Genomic DNA, 14076 nt, shown 5'->3' with positions numbered 1-14076 from the left:
GCAGCGTCACAGCGGTGGATTCCCGCTCGGTGCGGGCACTGACGCGTCGATGAGCCCCTGCAGCGAATCGCGCGTAGTGACGAGCGCGGCGATCCGTGCGTCGTAGTCCCTGAGGTGTTCGACAAGGACGGGGACGGCGCAAGGTTCGATGCGGCCGGGCTCGTGGATGCAGTCGATCAGTTCACGGATCACACGGATGGACAGGCCCGCGGCGAGGAGTTCGCGGATGTAGTGCACCTGTTCGACGGCGGTGCTCTCGAACAATCGCTGCCCGGTCGAGGATCGTTGCGCGGGAAGGAGTCCCTGGCTCTCGTAGTGGCGCAGCATCCGGGCGCTGGCACCGGTGCGAGCGGAGAGTTCCCCGATCCGGAGCAGACCGTCCGCGCTTGCCCTTGTCACTGGTGTCAACTCCTACGGTGCGAGCATGTCGATCTCCCATACGTACTTCAACGGTCAGCTTGCCACGGCAGACGACCTTGCTCCGCTGGCATTCGCGGGATACGCGCACTTCACTGCCATGCAGGTGCGGGATCGGGCGGTGCGCGGGCTCGATCTGCACCTCGACCGGCTGCGGGAGGCGAGCGACGAGCTCTTCGGCCGCCACCTGCCCGACGAACGGATCCGTGGGCTTCTTTCGTCCGCCGTCAGGTCCGCGCCGCCCGAGGTCTCCCTCACCTGCTTTCTCGGTTCGCGGCCCGGTGAGTTCATGCGGACCGATGGACCGGTGGAGATCGACGTCCTGATCAGAGTCACGGACCCGGCCGCGCCGCCGACCGGGCCGCTGACGCTCGATGTCGTCCCGCACGAGCGACACCTCCCGCATATCAAGCACGTGGGCGAGGTGGCGAAGACCCAGCTCCTGCGCCGCGCGAACGCACGGGGCTTCGACGACGCTGCGTTCACCGACGCCTCCGGGCATCTGAGCGAGGCGACGATCTGGAACATCGCGTTCTGGGACGGTAGATCGGTGATCTGGCCCGAAGCTGCCGTTCTCCCCGGTATCACCATGCGGGTCCTGAAACGGCGACTCGCCGCTCGCGGCGTCGACCAGCTCACGCGAGCGATCCGGGTACCGGACCTGAGTGAGGGACTCGCGGGCGTGGTGATGAACTCGTGGAGCCCGGGCATCCCGGTGGCGCGTATCGGCGAGCAGGCTCTCGGGGCGGCCGATGAGCTGGTGAGTCTCCTGCATCAGGCATACGCCTCGGAGCCACCTGTCGCCTTGTGAGCACGGGCGCCGCATGGTGGTGCGCGATCGTTCAGGTGGCGAAGGTGGCCAGGGCGGACCAGAGCAGGGGAGAGTGCTCGACAGCTCCGGTGGCGCGCCAGGCGTCGAGGTGGGCGCGCTGCCGGCTGTGCAGATCGGCGAGCGGGTCGTCCTGATCGTGGGCGGCGTCGACGGCGCAGACGGTGTCCTGGAGGGGGAGGGCGTGGGTGGCGCCGCCGAGGCGCTGGACGGCCAGATCGGTAGGCAGGGGCCAGCGGGTGGCGGTGACGAGTTCGGCGCCGCCGTGGATCATGGCGGCGACGAGGCCGAGGGATTCGGTGAAGCGCAGGTCGCCGCCACTTTCGCAGGCGATCAGGGCTACTCGGCTGGGGATCGGCCACAGGTCGGGGCCTGCGACGGGGTCGGGGCGCAGGGTGTGGGTGCCGAGCAGGAGGTCCTTGGCCGAGAGCGGGCGGTGGGTGCGTTGGGGGGCGGCGAAGCCGGTGGTGTCGGCGGTGCAGGCGAGGTGGAGTTCGGCGTTCTCGCTCTGGCCGGATTCGGGGACGGCGGCGGTGACGTGGCCGACGTAGAGCAGGCGGGACGCGCCCGCGCGCAGGGTGTCCGAGAGCCAGGCGCGGTCGAGGTCGGTGCGGCGGAAGACCTGGTAGGGGTTGTCGGCCTCGGGGCGAAGACGGTTCAGGGCAAGGTGTTCGGCGACCCGTTCGGTGAGGGGGGTGGGGGTGGTCAGGCGGCCCAGCACCGAGCCGAGGGCGGAGTCGGCGCGGAAACCCGGGACGCGGGGGTCGAGGACGGCGACGACGGGCAGGTCGCGATCGGCGGCCCAGCTCCGGGGCGCGCGGGTGGGGGCGTGGACGATGCCGGAGGGGGCGAGCAGGCTGAGATCGGCGATGTCGAGCAGCCGCAGGGCGGGGTCGGGCGCGAGGATCTCCCACGGCACCTGGGCGACGCGCGGCGAGGGTTGCAGACGCAGGTGCGGACGGATGCCGCGGGTGTGCAGGTCGTGCAGTTCCACGGCGAGCCCCTGTGGGATCAGCGCGCGGGAAAGCTGCTGGGCCAGAATGTGTTCGCGATCGGCGACCGCGAGAGCGCCGGTGGTCAGGGATCGTTCGAGCGCTCCGGGGACCGCGGGATCGGGAAGTGCTTCGGCGAGTGCGCGTACGGCCGCGCCGACCGCCTCCCCGGGCAGGGCGGTCGCGCCGCGGCGAGCGGGATCGTCCGACCTTCGCCAGGACATGTAGAGGTCGCCCGCGTCGGCCATGCGCACGATGATGGTGGGACGCGCGGTCATGCCGGGAGCACCTGATCGGCGCGTACGGGACGGCCGTACTTCCGCTCTGCCGCCGCGATGTAGTCGGCCAGGGCGATGTGCCCGTCCGGGGCGAGAGCCAGGCGCGGTGGGGGACCGACGGGGAGTCCGGCGGCTGCGGCCACGTGTGCCAGCGCCGCGCCCAGATGCAGGGCGGGAGCGTCGTCGGTGGGAGGGGTGACCTCCGGCTCGAGCGGTGTCAGCGGAAGCTCTGGGCGGCGTTGCGGTTCAGCGCGGGACATATCCAAGGTCGTTCCCGCGCATTGTGTTTCGATGAGATCGGCGACGAGCGGACCGTCGCCGCAGAGGGTGGCGAAGCGGAACGCCAGCCGCACCGCGGGGTCGGCGACCTCCCGGTTCCACTGTTCGCGCTGGTTGCCGTTGGGCAGGCTGTAGCGGACGGCGTCGATGGCGATGGCGGCGGGGACGGCGAGGGCGCGGCCCAGGGCGAGCAGTTCGGGCGGCGGTTCGGCCATGTCGTCGACGACGACTTCCAGCAGGGCGGCGTGCCAGTAGTCCAGTTGGGCGCAGTGCAGGCCGAGGCCGTGGTCGGCGTAGGTCCGGTAAGCGGCGGTGAGCAGGTCCTGGCCCGCGCCGATGTCGCCGTTCAGGTAGGCGAGGGTGGCCTGGCGGGTGCGCACGGCGGCGGCATCGAGGACGGCGCCGGAGGATTCGAAGCATTCCAGCGCGCGGCGGTAGAACTCGCCGGCGCGATCGAGGTCGTGGCGGCGTTCGTGGAGGAACCCGAGGTTTTTCAGGCCGACCCCGGCGCGGTAGGCGAAGCCGGCGCGTTCGAAGTGCTCCTGGCTGATTGTCAGCAGGTCTTCGGCCTCGTCGGGGCAGTTCAGCCGCAGCAGCAGGACTGCCAGGTTCTGCTGGGTTTCGGCGATGGCGTTGAGGTCTCCGGCCGCCTCGAAGGCCACCAGCGCCTGCCTGGCGAAGTCGATGCCGAGTTCGTGGCGACCGGTCTCGAAATACGCGCCCGCCAGATTCATCAGGGGATGACCGCTCGATTCGGGGGCGAAGCGGACGGCGGCGTCCAGCGACTCCGTGGCCAGCTCGATCACTCGCGTCCATTGTGAGCGGTGGAAGGCGACGGCGGTGAGCGAGAGCAGGCAGGCGACCCGCAGCGAGCCGAAGGTGTCCTCGCCCGCGAGGAGTTCACGGGCTTGCTCGAGCGCGGCCTGGGCCTCGTCGAGCGCGCCGACGTGCTGCCAGGCCTGCGAACAGTTGATCAGCGCCGATGCGCGTTTCTGTGTGGCGTCGGCGGGGATCTCGGTCAGCGCCTCCCGGTAGCGGGTGATCGAGCCGTGGTGGTCGCCGAGTTCGTCGGCCATGGCGGCGGCGTTGATCAGCGCGCTGACCCGCACGCCGTCGGTGGTGGTGCGCGCCGCGTCCTCGAAGATGCGCAGCGCTTCGGCGACCTCGCCACGCTGGTAGGCGGCGGCGCCGGCATGCAGCAGCTCGAGGCCAGGGGGATCGACGGGGGCATCCTGCGTCATGCCGGTAGTCCGCATCTTCTTCGGCTGTGGAGACCCCGGCGATGCCGCAGCGTCGGCAGCTCCGGGTCGCTTTCGTGCGACAGTTCGCGGCTCGGCGACCCGGCGAGCACAGCTCGAGCTGTCGCGCGAGTCCGAATCTTCGGTGGTGGAGTGGAATTCAGGGATTCGGTCGCTCCGAGCGGCCTGGTGTCGGCGCGCAGCGGGTTCGGGACAGAGGGATGTGCGGGCGTGTCGAGGGGCATGTCAGAAATCCGAGTCTTCCGCGGCCGCGGCGATCTCGGCGAGCAAGGGGGCGTCCTCTGCGTCGTCGGAGTCAGCGGCGCCGCTGGTGTCGGCGCTGCCGCTGGTGACGGCAGTGTCGCGGCTGTCGGCCGAGTCGCCCGTGGTGGGTTCGGCGGCGCGGCGCAGACGCTCGGCGACCAGCGCGCGGATACGCCCCCGGGTTGCCGGTTCGACCGGATCGGCAGTGGCCGGTCCGACGCCGGGTACGTACACCTCCACACGCGCAACGGCTTGCGCGCCGATCTCGGCCAGTCCCTGCCAGGTGTCGCCGAACAGCTCGAGTGCGGTGTCGACGGTGCCTTCGCCGGTGTCGATCGCGGCGTGCGGTCGCAGGTAACCCGGAATTGCCGGAGTGATGCCGGGCGCCGCCACCGCACGCACCCGCACCGCCGTGAGACCGCCGGTGCGTGTCAATTCCCAGGAGACGGCCTGTTCGGAGGCGTCGACCAGGCCGGGCGGGCAGCGCCGCCAATCCCAGCCGCCGCTGCCGCGTGTGAAGGTCAACGCGCCGCGCTGGTCGCCGGCCGCCTCGCCCGCCGCGAGGGCGTACTCCTCGGCGCGGGCCGAGGCCGGGACGGCGGCGAGTTCGCGGACCGGCGGCCTGGCGTCGTCGCCGTCGACGAGCAGGTCGCATTCCTCGATGAGGCGGGCGATCTCGTCGTCGAGCAGGCGTCGGTCGAGGGCGGGGATGCCGTCGAGCGTGGAGGCGGGCCACCAGCGAGCGGCCCAGTGCGCGTAGGCGAGTCGTCGTGCGGCCGTGGCCGTTCGGTGCAGGTGTGGTTCGGCGGGCAGCTCCACCGGCTCGGTGTGGTCGTGCAGCGCGACGGCCACGGATTCGCCGTAGATCGCCCACAGCCAGTCCTGGGCGGAGGCGGGATCGTGCAGGATCGCGGCGGGGAGTCGTTGCCCGGACAGCAGACTCCAGCTCAGGTGGCCGCCGAGCACCTCGAGAACCGTGGTGTCGAGGGCGGGCGCGGGGTCGAGAACCGTCGGCGCGCCGGGTGGGGCGACGCTCCACAGATCCGGTTCGACGCGGCGGATGAGGACGGTGCCCGGCATCAGCTCGCCCTCGATTCACTCGTGTCGGCGATCGGTGCGAGAGCGGTGGCGCTGAGCGCGTTCTTCACCCTGGTGCGGTGGTCGAGGATGACCGACCGGGCTACGCCGTCGAGTAGATCCCACAGCTCGTCCGGGGTGTCCATCGGCAGTCCGCGCACGTCTCTGCCGTGCAGTCGCACCCAGAGTCTGCGCAGGTAGGGGCGCCACGGGGCGCGGAGTTCGGCGGCGATGAGGGTCAGCGGGTCGCGGCCGGGCGGTGCGTCCGCGATGGTGTGCACGGCCAGCCTGCGCGCTTGCAGCACATAGGCTTCGCGCCGCCAGCGCGCGTTGACGACACGGTGGGCGGCGGATTCGCCGTGGTTGTCGCTGTCGTTGTCGCCGTGGCTGTCGTCGCGGTGGCTGTCACGGTGCCGGTGGCTGCCGCTGTAGCGGTGGCCGTCGCGGTGATCGTGGCTGTCGCGGCGGCGGTCGGCGTCGGTGTGGCCGATGCTGTCGCCGTTGCGCGCCCTGGCCGAGGCGATCGACGTGATCGTGGTGGGTCGCGGGCGGTCGAGCGGGGACAGACCGGTTGCCAGGGTGGCGCCCACCGCCGCTGTCGTGCGCAGCGACTCGTCGAGCAGCGCCCACGGCGCGCAACTGCGCGCGATCTCGTCGGTGACCAGGTCCGGGATGGTGGGCAGCTCGGCCCGCTCGGTCGATGCCTGCAGGACGGTGAAGACGCGCTCGTGGATGCTGCGGTCCAGCGGCAGCGCCAAGGTGGCTGTGGCGGCTGAGGATCCGACCTCCGGGCGCGGCGGCAACACCTGTGCGGTGAGCCCCAGCTCCCGGCCGGAGCCGCGCGCGAACCGGCCGGGGTCTTCGGCGCTCCGATGCGGAATCACCGTGTCGTCGCCGTCGAAAACCGTGTACCACAGGGCGATTCCGGTGTGCGTGCCCACATTTCCCGCGACGGCCGCATCGAACAGGTCCGTGGCCGAAGCCGTTCGATCACGGTGGTCGTCTCCGTCGCCGCGAGGGTGGCGCCCGTTCCCGCCGGTTGCGGTGCGACCCTCCACGGCCGCGTCGAGCAGCTCGCGCAACAGCGGCTCGTGGTCGGGCACGGTGACCGGGCCGGGCCGGCGGGCCCACGCGGTCTCGATCAGCGCGCCGAGCCGGGCGGCGGTGGCGGGATCGGTGACATGCTCCTTGAGCGCCTGCGTGGTGCGACCGGCGGCGAATTCGTGGATCTCGCGCAGCGTCGCCTCGGCGCGCAGCCGGTCCCTGTCCGGATCGGGATGCCCTCGGGTGACGGCCAACTCGAAGCAGCGCTGGAAGTACAGGTCCTGGGCATTGCCCTCGGTGATGCGCAGTGCCCGGCGCACCTGTTTGAGCAGGGTGAACCAGGCCGCGGTGGCACGCAGCCGGTCCGCGGCGGCGTGGACGCGGCCGGCGAGCAGGGTGGCGCCGTCGTCGGTGAGGATCGCGCCCGCGCACGCGGGATATTGCATCGGCCGGATGACCAGCGGATCGAGGATCAGTTTGACGGTGCGGCGCAACGGGCCGCCGTGCGGGCCGCTCAACGCCTCCACGCCGTCGAGTCCGCGCCACACCTCGTCGAGCACCAGGGCGCGGGGTCGTCGCATCCGCTCAGGCTAACGGGTCCGCTTCCCTCGGGGGAGTGGTCGTCGTCGCACCACGGTGACCAGGGGGGATGTCGAGAAGTTGGGATCGGTAGGCGCGGCGGCGTTCCTACCTTTCTCTCAACGGCCCGAACACCAGCGGCCGCACCGCTCCGGACAGACAGGAACGAACACCATGAGCACCAACCGCACGACCTTCCGCACCGCCGCCCTCGCCGCTTCCGCCGCCGCCCTCGCGCTGCTGGTCACCGCCTGCGGCGACGATGCCGAGACCACGGCCACCCCGCAGAACGGCCCCTCGGCCGGGCCGACGGCTCCGGCGAACGGGTCCGCCGCCAGCGTCGACGGCAAGGTCCTCGAGGCCACCTTCGACACCACCTGCGCCAAGCAGGGCGACACCCTGGCCCTGGCGCTGACCGACAACGCCAACGGCGCCTACGGCCAGCTCTCGGTGAGCGCCACCATCACCGGCGACACCGTCCAGGCGGTCGGCATCGCGGGCACCAAGGGCGGGGCCTCGGGTGCCCCGTACGCGGTCGGCTACGGCAACGGTCAGCCCGGCGGCTCGGCGAAGCTGACCAAGGACGGCAACACCTTCAAGGTGACCGGTGAAGGCGTGGGCGCGCTGGACCTCACCAACCCGATGGCCGGTCCCAGCACCGCCACGTTCGACATCACCTTCGCCTGCTCGGACATCGTCGGCGCCTGAGTCGCGCTGGGGTCCGAGCACCCGGCTCCTCGTCGTCGCGTATCCGCGACGACGAGGTGGCCAGGAACCCGGAACCACCGGTCCCCACCATCTTCGAGGAGTACCCCATGATCCGCGCCCTGCGCTTCGCCGTCGTCATCGCCGCCGCCCTCGCGATCGGCGTCTATCTCTGGCACGGTCTCACCTACCAGCCCAGCTCACCCTGGGAGCCCGACGCGCTGGCCTGGGCCAATGGGTATCTGGCCTTGCCCATCATCGCGGTGGTCGCCGTGAGCCTGGTCTTCGCCCTCACTTCCATGGCGGGGGTGTTCGGCGGCGACCTGCTGTCGGCGCTCACCGGCGGCAACACCGGCGAATTCCGCGACGCGCACCTGGGTATCGGCACCGTGCAGTCGGTCGGCCAGACCGGCGTGCAGGTCAACGACCAGCCGATGGTGCGGATCGATTTCAGCGTCGAGGGCGCGGACGGGAAGGTGTTCCCCGCGTCGGCGCGGATGGTCGTACCGCTGACCGAGCTCGCGCTGCTGCGGCCGGGCGTGGTGCTGCCGGTCCGGTACCTGCCGCACCGGCCGGGCAAGGTGCAGGTCGACCTGTCCGGAAACAGCGTCGCGGCGCAGCAGGTGATGAACCAGTCCATGCTCCGCAAGGGCTTCACCACCCAGGCCAAGCTCGACATCGCCGCGCGCGGTATCGCCGCCCAGGCTGTCGTGCAGTCGTTGTCGGTGCCGGGCGAGATCCGCGACGGCCACTCCAAGGTCGAGATAGGGCTGGTCGTCACTCGCCCGGACGGCAGCACCTTCACCACCCGGACGGAGAAGTTCCTGCCGCCGGCCGCCGTCGCCAACGTCCAGGTCGGCCGGATCGTGCAGGTGCACTACCTGCCGGGTAACGAGCGGGAGGTGGTGCTGGCGGTCCCCGTCAACGCCTGAGACCGGCCCGTGAGCGAGGACTCCGAACGCTGTACCCGATGCCCGGCGCCACCACGCCGGGCATTCGGGCGTGCGGGGCCCTCGGGATCGAATGCGCGTAGCCGAGGTCACTCCCGTATGTATTCCAAAGTTCTATGGAATATTATGGCGCGATTCGTGAGGCGCGGCGACGCGCGCTTGTTCCTGTCGGATGGAGAGCTCGACGTGCCACCCAATGCCGCTGCCACCAGCTTCGACTCCGCGCTGCCCGATGTCGCCGGGATACAGCGGCGCACCCTGCGGGTGCTGGTGGCTGCCCAGATTCTCAGCGGCGCGGGTCTGGCCGCGGGAGTCACGGTGGGCGCACTGCTCGCTCAGGACATGCTCGGCTCGACCGGGCTGGCCGGTCTGCCGAGTGCGTTGTTCACCGCCGGGTCCGCGGCCGCGGCGATCGCGGTGGGCCGGGTGTCGCAGGCGCGTGGGCGCAGGCCGGGGCTTGCCGCCGGGTATCTCACCGGCGCGATCGGCAGTGTCGCTGTGATCGTCGCCGCGGTGCTGGACAATCCGGCGCTGTTGTTCGCGGCGTTGTTCGTCTACGGCGCGGGCACGGCGACCAACCTGCAAGCCCGTTACGCCGGAGCCGATCTGGCCGTCGCGTCGCATCGTGGTCGGGCGGTGTCGACGGTGCTGGTGGCGACGACCCTCGGCGGCGTGGTCGGCCCCAACCTCGCCGCACCGGCCGGTGAGCTGGCCCGGGTACTGGGAGTCCCCTATCTGGCCGGGCCGTTCATCCTCGCCGCCGTCGCCTATGCCCTGGCGGCAGTCGTGCTCGCGGTGTGGTTGCGGCCGGACCCGCTCGAGCTGGCACGAACCCTCGGCGGCGAGGACGCGCGATCGGTGGATCCGCGGACCGAACTCGACACCGAGCCTGCGGGCGAAGATCACCGCGGCGGGGTCGCCGCGGGTGGCTTCGTGATGGCGGTGGCCCAGTTGGTGATGGTCGCGATCATGACCATGACACCCGTCCACATGCTCGCCCACGGACACGGCACGGCGGCGGCCGGTGTTGTGATCGCGATTCATGTCGGGGCCATGTATCTGCCTTCCCCGGTGACGGGTTGGCTGGTCGATCGCCTCGGCCCGTTGCCGGTCGCGGGCGCCTCGGGGGTCACGCTGCTGGCAGCCGGTCTGCTGGCTGCCTCGGCGCCCGCCGATTCGGTGCCGCTGCTCGCGGTGGCGCTGGCGTTGCTCGGGCTGGGATGGAACCTGGGTCTGGTGGCGGGCACGGCGGTGATCACCGATACGGTGCCTTTGGCCACCCGCGCCAGAACCCAAGGCGCGGTGGATGTTTCCATCGCGATCGCCGGTGCGACCGGCGGAATGGGGTCGGGCTTGATGGTCGCCGCGACGAGCTATCCGATGCTGGCGCTGGCCGGCGGTGTGCTCGCGCTGGTCGTCGTCCCCGCCGCGGCGCTGTCCGGCCGCCGAAAGCCCTGACCGGGCAGGGCAGGACATTCGGCGGTGCCGTCAGGGTCTTGCCGATGTGACAGGCGCTGGGCCACCTTGCCGTGCGGGCCGGTGTCCGGGCTGGTCGGGGTGGCTATCGGTGTGCGGGCGGATGTGTTTCGTACATGCGGATGCCGACAGCGAGCGCGGAGACCGCGCTGACCACCGCGGCGGCCCACACCGCGGCGTGCAAACCGAGCAGGTCGGCGACGATGCCGCCGAGAATCGCGCCGACGGCGTAGCCGAGGTCGCGCCAGACGCGGTAGACCCCGACCGCGCGGCCGCGCCAGAGCGGGTGGGCGACATCACCGATCACCGCGAGCAGGGTCGGATAGACCATCGCCGTTCCGGCACCCAGTGCGATCGCGCCGATCGCCCATCCGGTGAACCCGTTCGAGGCGGCGATCACGGCCAGGGCGGTGGCCTGGATGGTCATGCCCGCGACGATGAGGTATTTGCGTCCCCACCGGTCCGAGAGCGCCCCCGTGATCAGCTGCCCGGCGCCCCAGACGCCGGGGTACAGGGCGAACAGCAGTCCGATCTGGCCGACGCCGAGGTCGGCGGTGGCGAACAGCAGCGGGAACAGACCCCAGGACAGGCCGAAGTTGAGGTTGTTGACCAGTCCGGCATGGCTGGCCGAGGACAGGGCCGGTTCGGTCAGGCTGGTCGCCACGGCGATCTGGCGGTCGCTGAGATCCGCGTGCAGATGGTCGTGCAGACCGTCGGCGCGACGGGTGTGCCCGGTGGCTTCCAGGTGGGCGTGGGCGCGGGTTTCGCGGATGAAGACTCCCGAGATCGCCAGGGCCAGCGCGGTGTAGGCGAGGCCGAGCAGAAACGGCGCGGGGCGCAGGCCGAAGTGCTCGGCGAGGTAGCCCGCCAGCAGCGAGCTGATCGCCACCGCGCCGTAGCCCGCGGCCTCGTTGAGGCCCATGGCCAGCCCGCGCCGGGTGGGGCCGACGAGGTCGATCTTCATCACGACAGTGGTCGACCAGGTCAGGCCCTGGTTGATGCCGAGCAGCACGTTGGCCGCCACGACCCAGCCCCAGTTCGGCGCGACGATGAGCATCAGTGGCACCGGAACCGCGAACAGCCAGCCCACCAGCAGGACCGGTTTGCGGCCGTAGCGGTCGGAGAAGGTCCCGGCGAAGTAGTTGGCGATCGCCTTGGTGATCCCGAAGGCGGCGACGTAGGTGAAGATGAAGGTGTAGCCGGTGAGCCCGAACTCGGACTCCGCCAGCAATGGCAGCACGGTCTGCTGCTGACCGACCATCCCACCGACCAGGGCGTTGACGGCGACCAGAAGAGCGAACTGCGCGGCGTTCTCCCGCAGTCCCAGGACCGGGGTGACGTCGGTCGGCATCGCGGTACTCCTGAGTCGTGGGGGTGACAGAAGTGGCTTATTCCAATCAACCATGGAATATAGTAGAAGAGTATTCCATGGTCTCATGGAAGAAGACCGCCAGCAGCCCGTAGCAGTGTGTTCGATGATCGGAGTGACCATGGGTGACCGGCACGCCGCGAAGGCGGCCCTGTACGAGGCGTTCGCCGCCAGCGGCAAGGCGCTGGCCAGCGCCAAGCGGCTCGAGCTGCTGGACTTGCTGGCCCAAGGTGAGCGGACTGTCGAATCACTGGCCGCCGCCGCGGGACTGAATCTCACCACGGCCTCGGCGCACCTGCAGACACTCAAGCAGGCCGGGTTCGTCGCCACCCGCCGCGACGGTGTCCGCATCCACTACCGCCTCGCCGGGCAGGACGTGGCCCAGTTGTTCGCGTTGCTGCGCAAGGTCGCCGAAGCCCACCAGCCCGCCGTCGCGCCCGCCCGCGAGCACTACCTCGGCCCGCAGGCCGGGCAGGAGATGACGCGGGAGGAACTGCTCGCCCGCGCGACATCCGGATCGGTCGTCGTGCTCGACGTGCGGCCCGCACCCGAATACGCCGCGGGTCACATCCCGGCCGCGATCAATATTCCCGTCGACCAGCTCGCCGACCGCATCACCGAACTACCCGACGACCAGGAGATCGTCGTCTACTGTCGCGGCGAGTACTGCGTGCTGGCCCACGACGCCGTGCGGATGCTCACCGACCACGGTCGACACGCGATCCGCCTGCACGACGGCCTGCTCGAGTGGCGTCTCGCCGACTTGCCGCTCGCCACCGTCCCGGTCTGACACCGCTACTGCGCGCGAGCGGGGTGGTCGGCCTCGACCGGCCGTGCTCAGCCGCACGGACAAGGCGCGGTCCCCGGCCGACAACGCGCTCACCCCTGCAGCGCGGCCGCCTTTTCCTCCAGCACCGTGCGTTGCGCCGCATTGCCGCACAGTCGCGCCGCCTCGAGATACTCCACCCGCGCTTGCTCCCCGCGTCCGGAGCGGGCGAGCAGTTCGCCGCGCACCGCGGGCACCAGGTGGGAACCGGGCAGCTCGATACCGTCGATCAGTGCCAGCGCCGCCTCCGGCCCCGACAGCATCGCGACCGCGACCGCCCGGTTGAGCTCGAGGACCGGCGAGGGCGTGGCCCGCACGAGTGCGTCGTAGACGGCGACGATCCGCGCCCAATCGGTCTCCTCGACCGAGGCCGCCCGCGCGTGACAGGCCGCGATGTCGGCCTGCGCGGCGTACGGCCCGAGCCCGCGCTCGCTGCTCGCCCGCTGCAGCGCGGCAAGGCCACGGCGGATCGCGGCCCGATCCCAGCGCGTGCGATCCTGGTCCTCCAGCAGCACCGGCCTGCCCTCGCCATCCAGCCGGGCCGGGAAGCGCGCCGCTGTCAGTTCCATCAGCGCGAGCAGACCGAACACCTCGGGTTCGGGCGCGAGCCGGGACAGCACCCGGCCCAGACGCAGTGCCTCTCCGGCCAATTCGGTGCGCAGCCAAGCCTCGCCGCCCGACGCCGACGAGCCCTCGGTGAAGATCAGGTAGATCACCTGCAGCACCGACCCCAGCCGCTCCCGCCGCTGCCGGGCATCGGGCACCTCGAACCGCACCCCGGCCGCCGTCAGCGCCTTCTTGGCCCGGGTGATGCGCGCCTGCACAGTGGACACCGGGACGAAGAACGATCGCGCGATCTCCTGGCTGGTGAGGCCGCCGACCACCCGCAGCGTCACTGCGATCCGGGCCTCTTTGCCCAGTACGGGATGGCAGGCGACGAACATCAGCGCCAGCACGTCGTCGTCGATGCGCTCGGGATCGAAGAGTTCGTTCTCGACGGATTCGTCCAGATTCCTGGCCAGTTCGGCGTACTTCACGTCGAGCGAGGCGCGCCGTCGGAAGCCGTCGACGGCCCGGCGGCGGCCCACCGTCAGCAGCCACGAAATGGGTTCGCGGGGCACCCCGTCCACCGACCAGGAGACCAGCGCTTCGGCCAGCGCCTCCTGGGCCAGGTCCTCGGCGAGCTCGAAGTCGCCGGTGTAGCGGGCGAGCCCTCCGACGATCCGGGCGGACTCGCCGCGCCACACCGCCTCGACCGTGCGGCGGACGGTTCCCGTGCTCACAGCTGGCCGGTCTCCTCGCGCCAGGCGCGCTCCTTGGCGATCCATTCGTTGTCCTGCGGGAACTCGTCGATCGTCGGGATGCGCCGGATCTCGACCTTGCTGCCCGCCTGGTTCGGCGCTCGCTTGGCCCACTCGATCGCCTCCTCCTTGGACGCCACGTCGAGGATGTAGTAGCCGGTGAACAGCTCCTTGGTCTCGCCGTAGGGGCCGTCGCTGATCACCGGGGTGTCGCCGGTGAAGTCGAGGACCACGCTCTCGGCGGGATCGTCGAGTCCCTCGGCGGCGAGCAGGACACCCGCCCGGATCAGTTCGTCGTTGTACCGGCCGACCTTGTCCAGCATCTCCTCGAACGGGGTCTCGGCCATGGTGGCGAGCGCGTCGTCGGTCGGTCGCCAGATCAGCATGTACTTGCTCATGGTGTGCTCCTCGTTTCCCGGGCCCCTGCGGCCCTCACACCACAAGGTCGAACG

At 70.9% G+C, this 14076-nt stretch carries 13 protein-coding genes; 5 read left to right on the top strand and 8 right to left on the bottom strand.

The annotated features are described in order from the left end of the window. Nucleotides 1–6 precede the first annotated feature (6 nt). Nucleotides 7–399 carry a MerR family transcriptional regulator gene (locus IU449_RS19040; RefSeq protein WP_324188323.1) on the bottom strand — a complete coding sequence of 131 codons (393 nt, stop codon included), beginning with the start codon at nucleotides 397–399 and terminating at the stop codon, nucleotides 7–9. A gap of 25 nt (nucleotides 400–424) precedes the next feature. On the opposite strand from IU449_RS19040, the gene IU449_RS19035 reads away from it, so the two are divergent. Then, nucleotides 425–1228 carry an aminotransferase class IV family protein gene (locus IU449_RS19035; protein ID WP_195003463.1) on the top strand — a complete coding sequence of 268 codons (804 nt, stop codon included), beginning with the start codon at nucleotides 425–427 and terminating at the stop codon, nucleotides 1226–1228. A gap of 31 nt (nucleotides 1229–1259) precedes the next feature. Here IU449_RS19035 and IU449_RS19030 read toward each other — a convergent pair whose 3' ends face one another. The 4 genes from IU449_RS19030 to IU449_RS29135 all read right to left on the bottom strand — a co-directional run bounded on the left by IU449_RS19030 (nucleotide 1260) and on the right by IU449_RS29135 (nucleotide 6999). Beyond that, on the bottom strand, nucleotides 1260–2516 hold the full coding sequence (locus IU449_RS19030; protein ID WP_195003462.1) for a CHAT domain-containing protein: 1257 nt from the start codon (nucleotides 2514–2516) through the stop codon (nucleotides 1260–1262). Beyond that, entirely contained in the window at nucleotides 2513–4036 is a 1524-nt protein-coding gene (locus tag IU449_RS19025; RefSeq protein WP_195003461.1) for a tetratricopeptide repeat protein, read from the bottom strand. The genes IU449_RS19030 and IU449_RS19025 overlap by 4 nt, the downstream gene beginning before the upstream one ends. A 243-nt stretch (nucleotides 4037–4279) precedes the next feature. Next, nucleotides 4280–5377: a hypothetical protein gene (locus IU449_RS19020; RefSeq protein WP_195003460.1), complete on the bottom strand. Its 1098-nt coding sequence runs from the start codon at nucleotides 5375–5377 to the stop codon at nucleotides 4280–4282. Further along, nucleotides 5377–6999, bottom strand: coding sequence for a hypothetical protein (locus IU449_RS29135; protein ID WP_228805182.1), 1623 nt, complete (start codon nucleotides 6997–6999; stop codon nucleotides 5377–5379). Before IU449_RS29135 ends, IU449_RS19020 begins: the two co-directional genes overlap by 1 nt. A 172-nt stretch (nucleotides 7000–7171) precedes the next feature. Here IU449_RS29135 and IU449_RS19010 point away from each other — a divergent pair, with 172 nt between their 5' ends. From IU449_RS19010 to IU449_RS19000, 3 genes are all read left to right on the top strand, one after another. After that, a complete protein-coding gene (locus IU449_RS19010) occupies nucleotides 7172–7705 on the top strand; it encodes a lipoprotein LpqH (RefSeq protein WP_195003459.1) in 534 nt (177 codons plus the stop codon). A 107-nt stretch (nucleotides 7706–7812) separates the two neighbouring features. After that, nucleotides 7813–8634 (top strand): hypothetical protein, encoded by an 822-nt coding sequence (locus tag IU449_RS19005; protein ID WP_195003458.1) that lies wholly within the window; start codon nucleotides 7813–7815, stop codon nucleotides 8632–8634. Between the two features lie 144 nt (nucleotides 8635–8778). Next, nucleotides 8779–10110, top strand: a complete 1332-nt coding sequence (locus tag IU449_RS19000) for an MFS transporter (RefSeq protein ID WP_195003457.1) — start codon at nucleotides 8779–8781, stop codon at nucleotides 10108–10110. Between the two features lie 103 nt (nucleotides 10111–10213). On the opposite strand, the gene IU449_RS18995 is transcribed toward IU449_RS19000, so the two are convergent. Further along, complete coding sequence (locus IU449_RS18995; protein ID WP_195003456.1) at nucleotides 10214–11479, bottom strand: MFS transporter; 1266 nt, start codon at nucleotides 11477–11479, stop codon at nucleotides 10214–10216. A 139-nt stretch (nucleotides 11480–11618) separates the two neighbouring features. Between IU449_RS18995 and IU449_RS18990 the strand changes: the two genes are divergently transcribed. Then, nucleotides 11619–12287, top strand: a complete 669-nt coding sequence (locus tag IU449_RS18990; protein ID WP_195003744.1) for an ArsR/SmtB family transcription factor — start codon at nucleotides 11619–11621, stop codon at nucleotides 12285–12287. An 89-nt stretch (nucleotides 12288–12376) separates the two neighbouring features. On the opposite strand, the gene IU449_RS18985 is transcribed toward IU449_RS18990, so the two are convergent. Continuing rightward, nucleotides 12377–13630 (bottom strand): RNA polymerase sigma factor, encoded by a 1254-nt coding sequence (locus IU449_RS18985; protein ID WP_228805294.1) that lies wholly within the window; start codon nucleotides 13628–13630, stop codon nucleotides 12377–12379. Further along, on the bottom strand, nucleotides 13603–14022 hold the full coding sequence (locus tag IU449_RS18980; RefSeq protein ID WP_195003454.1) for a YciI family protein: 420 nt from the start codon (nucleotides 14020–14022) through the stop codon (nucleotides 13603–13605). Before IU449_RS18980 ends, IU449_RS18985 begins: the two co-directional genes overlap by 28 nt. Nucleotides 14023–14076: the final 54 nt, after the last annotated feature.

The sequence above is a fragment of the Nocardia higoensis genome (assembly GCF_015477835.1).
Taxonomy (GTDB): Bacteria; Actinomycetota; Actinomycetes; order Mycobacteriales; family Mycobacteriaceae; genus Nocardia; species Nocardia higoensis_A.
The sequence above is the reverse complement of the archived record's forward strand: the minus strand, read 5'-3'. Positions and strand labels throughout refer to the sequence as shown.

What these genes read in the sequence shown, in the direction of transcription:
- IU449_RS19035 (WP_195003463.1), top strand. Translation starts at nt 425, where the DNA reads ATGTCGATCTCCCATACGTACTTCAACGGTCAGCTTGCCACGGCAGAC.
- IU449_RS19030 (WP_195003462.1), bottom strand. Translation starts at nt 2,516, where the DNA reads ATGACCGCGCGTCCCACCATCATCGTGCGCATGGCCGACGCGGGCGAC.
- IU449_RS19025 (WP_195003461.1), bottom strand. Translation starts at nt 4,036, where the DNA reads ATGACGCAGGATGCCCCCGTCGATCCCCCTGGCCTCGAGCTGCTGCAT.
- IU449_RS19020 (WP_195003460.1), bottom strand. Translation starts at nt 5,377, where the DNA reads ATGCCGGGCACCGTCCTCATCCGCCGCGTCGAACCGGATCTGTGGAGC.
- IU449_RS29135 (WP_228805182.1), bottom strand. Translation starts at nt 6,999, where the DNA reads ATGCGACGACCCCGCGCCCTGGTGCTCGACGAGGTGTGGCGCGGACTC.
- IU449_RS19010 (WP_195003459.1), top strand. Translation starts at nt 7,172, where the DNA reads ATGAGCACCAACCGCACGACCTTCCGCACCGCCGCCCTCGCCGCTTCC.
- IU449_RS19005 (WP_195003458.1), top strand. Translation starts at nt 7,813, where the DNA reads ATGATCCGCGCCCTGCGCTTCGCCGTCGTCATCGCCGCCGCCCTCGCG.
- IU449_RS19000 (WP_195003457.1), top strand. Translation starts at nt 8,779, where the DNA reads ATGGCGCGATTCGTGAGGCGCGGCGACGCGCGCTTGTTCCTGTCGGAT.
- IU449_RS18995 (WP_195003456.1), bottom strand. Translation starts at nt 11,479, where the DNA reads ATGCCGACCGACGTCACCCCGGTCCTGGGACTGCGGGAGAACGCCGCG.
- IU449_RS18990 (WP_195003744.1), top strand. Translation starts at nt 11,619, where the DNA reads ATGGGTGACCGGCACGCCGCGAAGGCGGCCCTGTACGAGGCGTTCGCC.
- IU449_RS18980 (WP_195003454.1), bottom strand. Translation starts at nt 14,022, where the DNA reads ATGAGCAAGTACATGCTGATCTGGCGACCGACCGACGACGCGCTCGCC.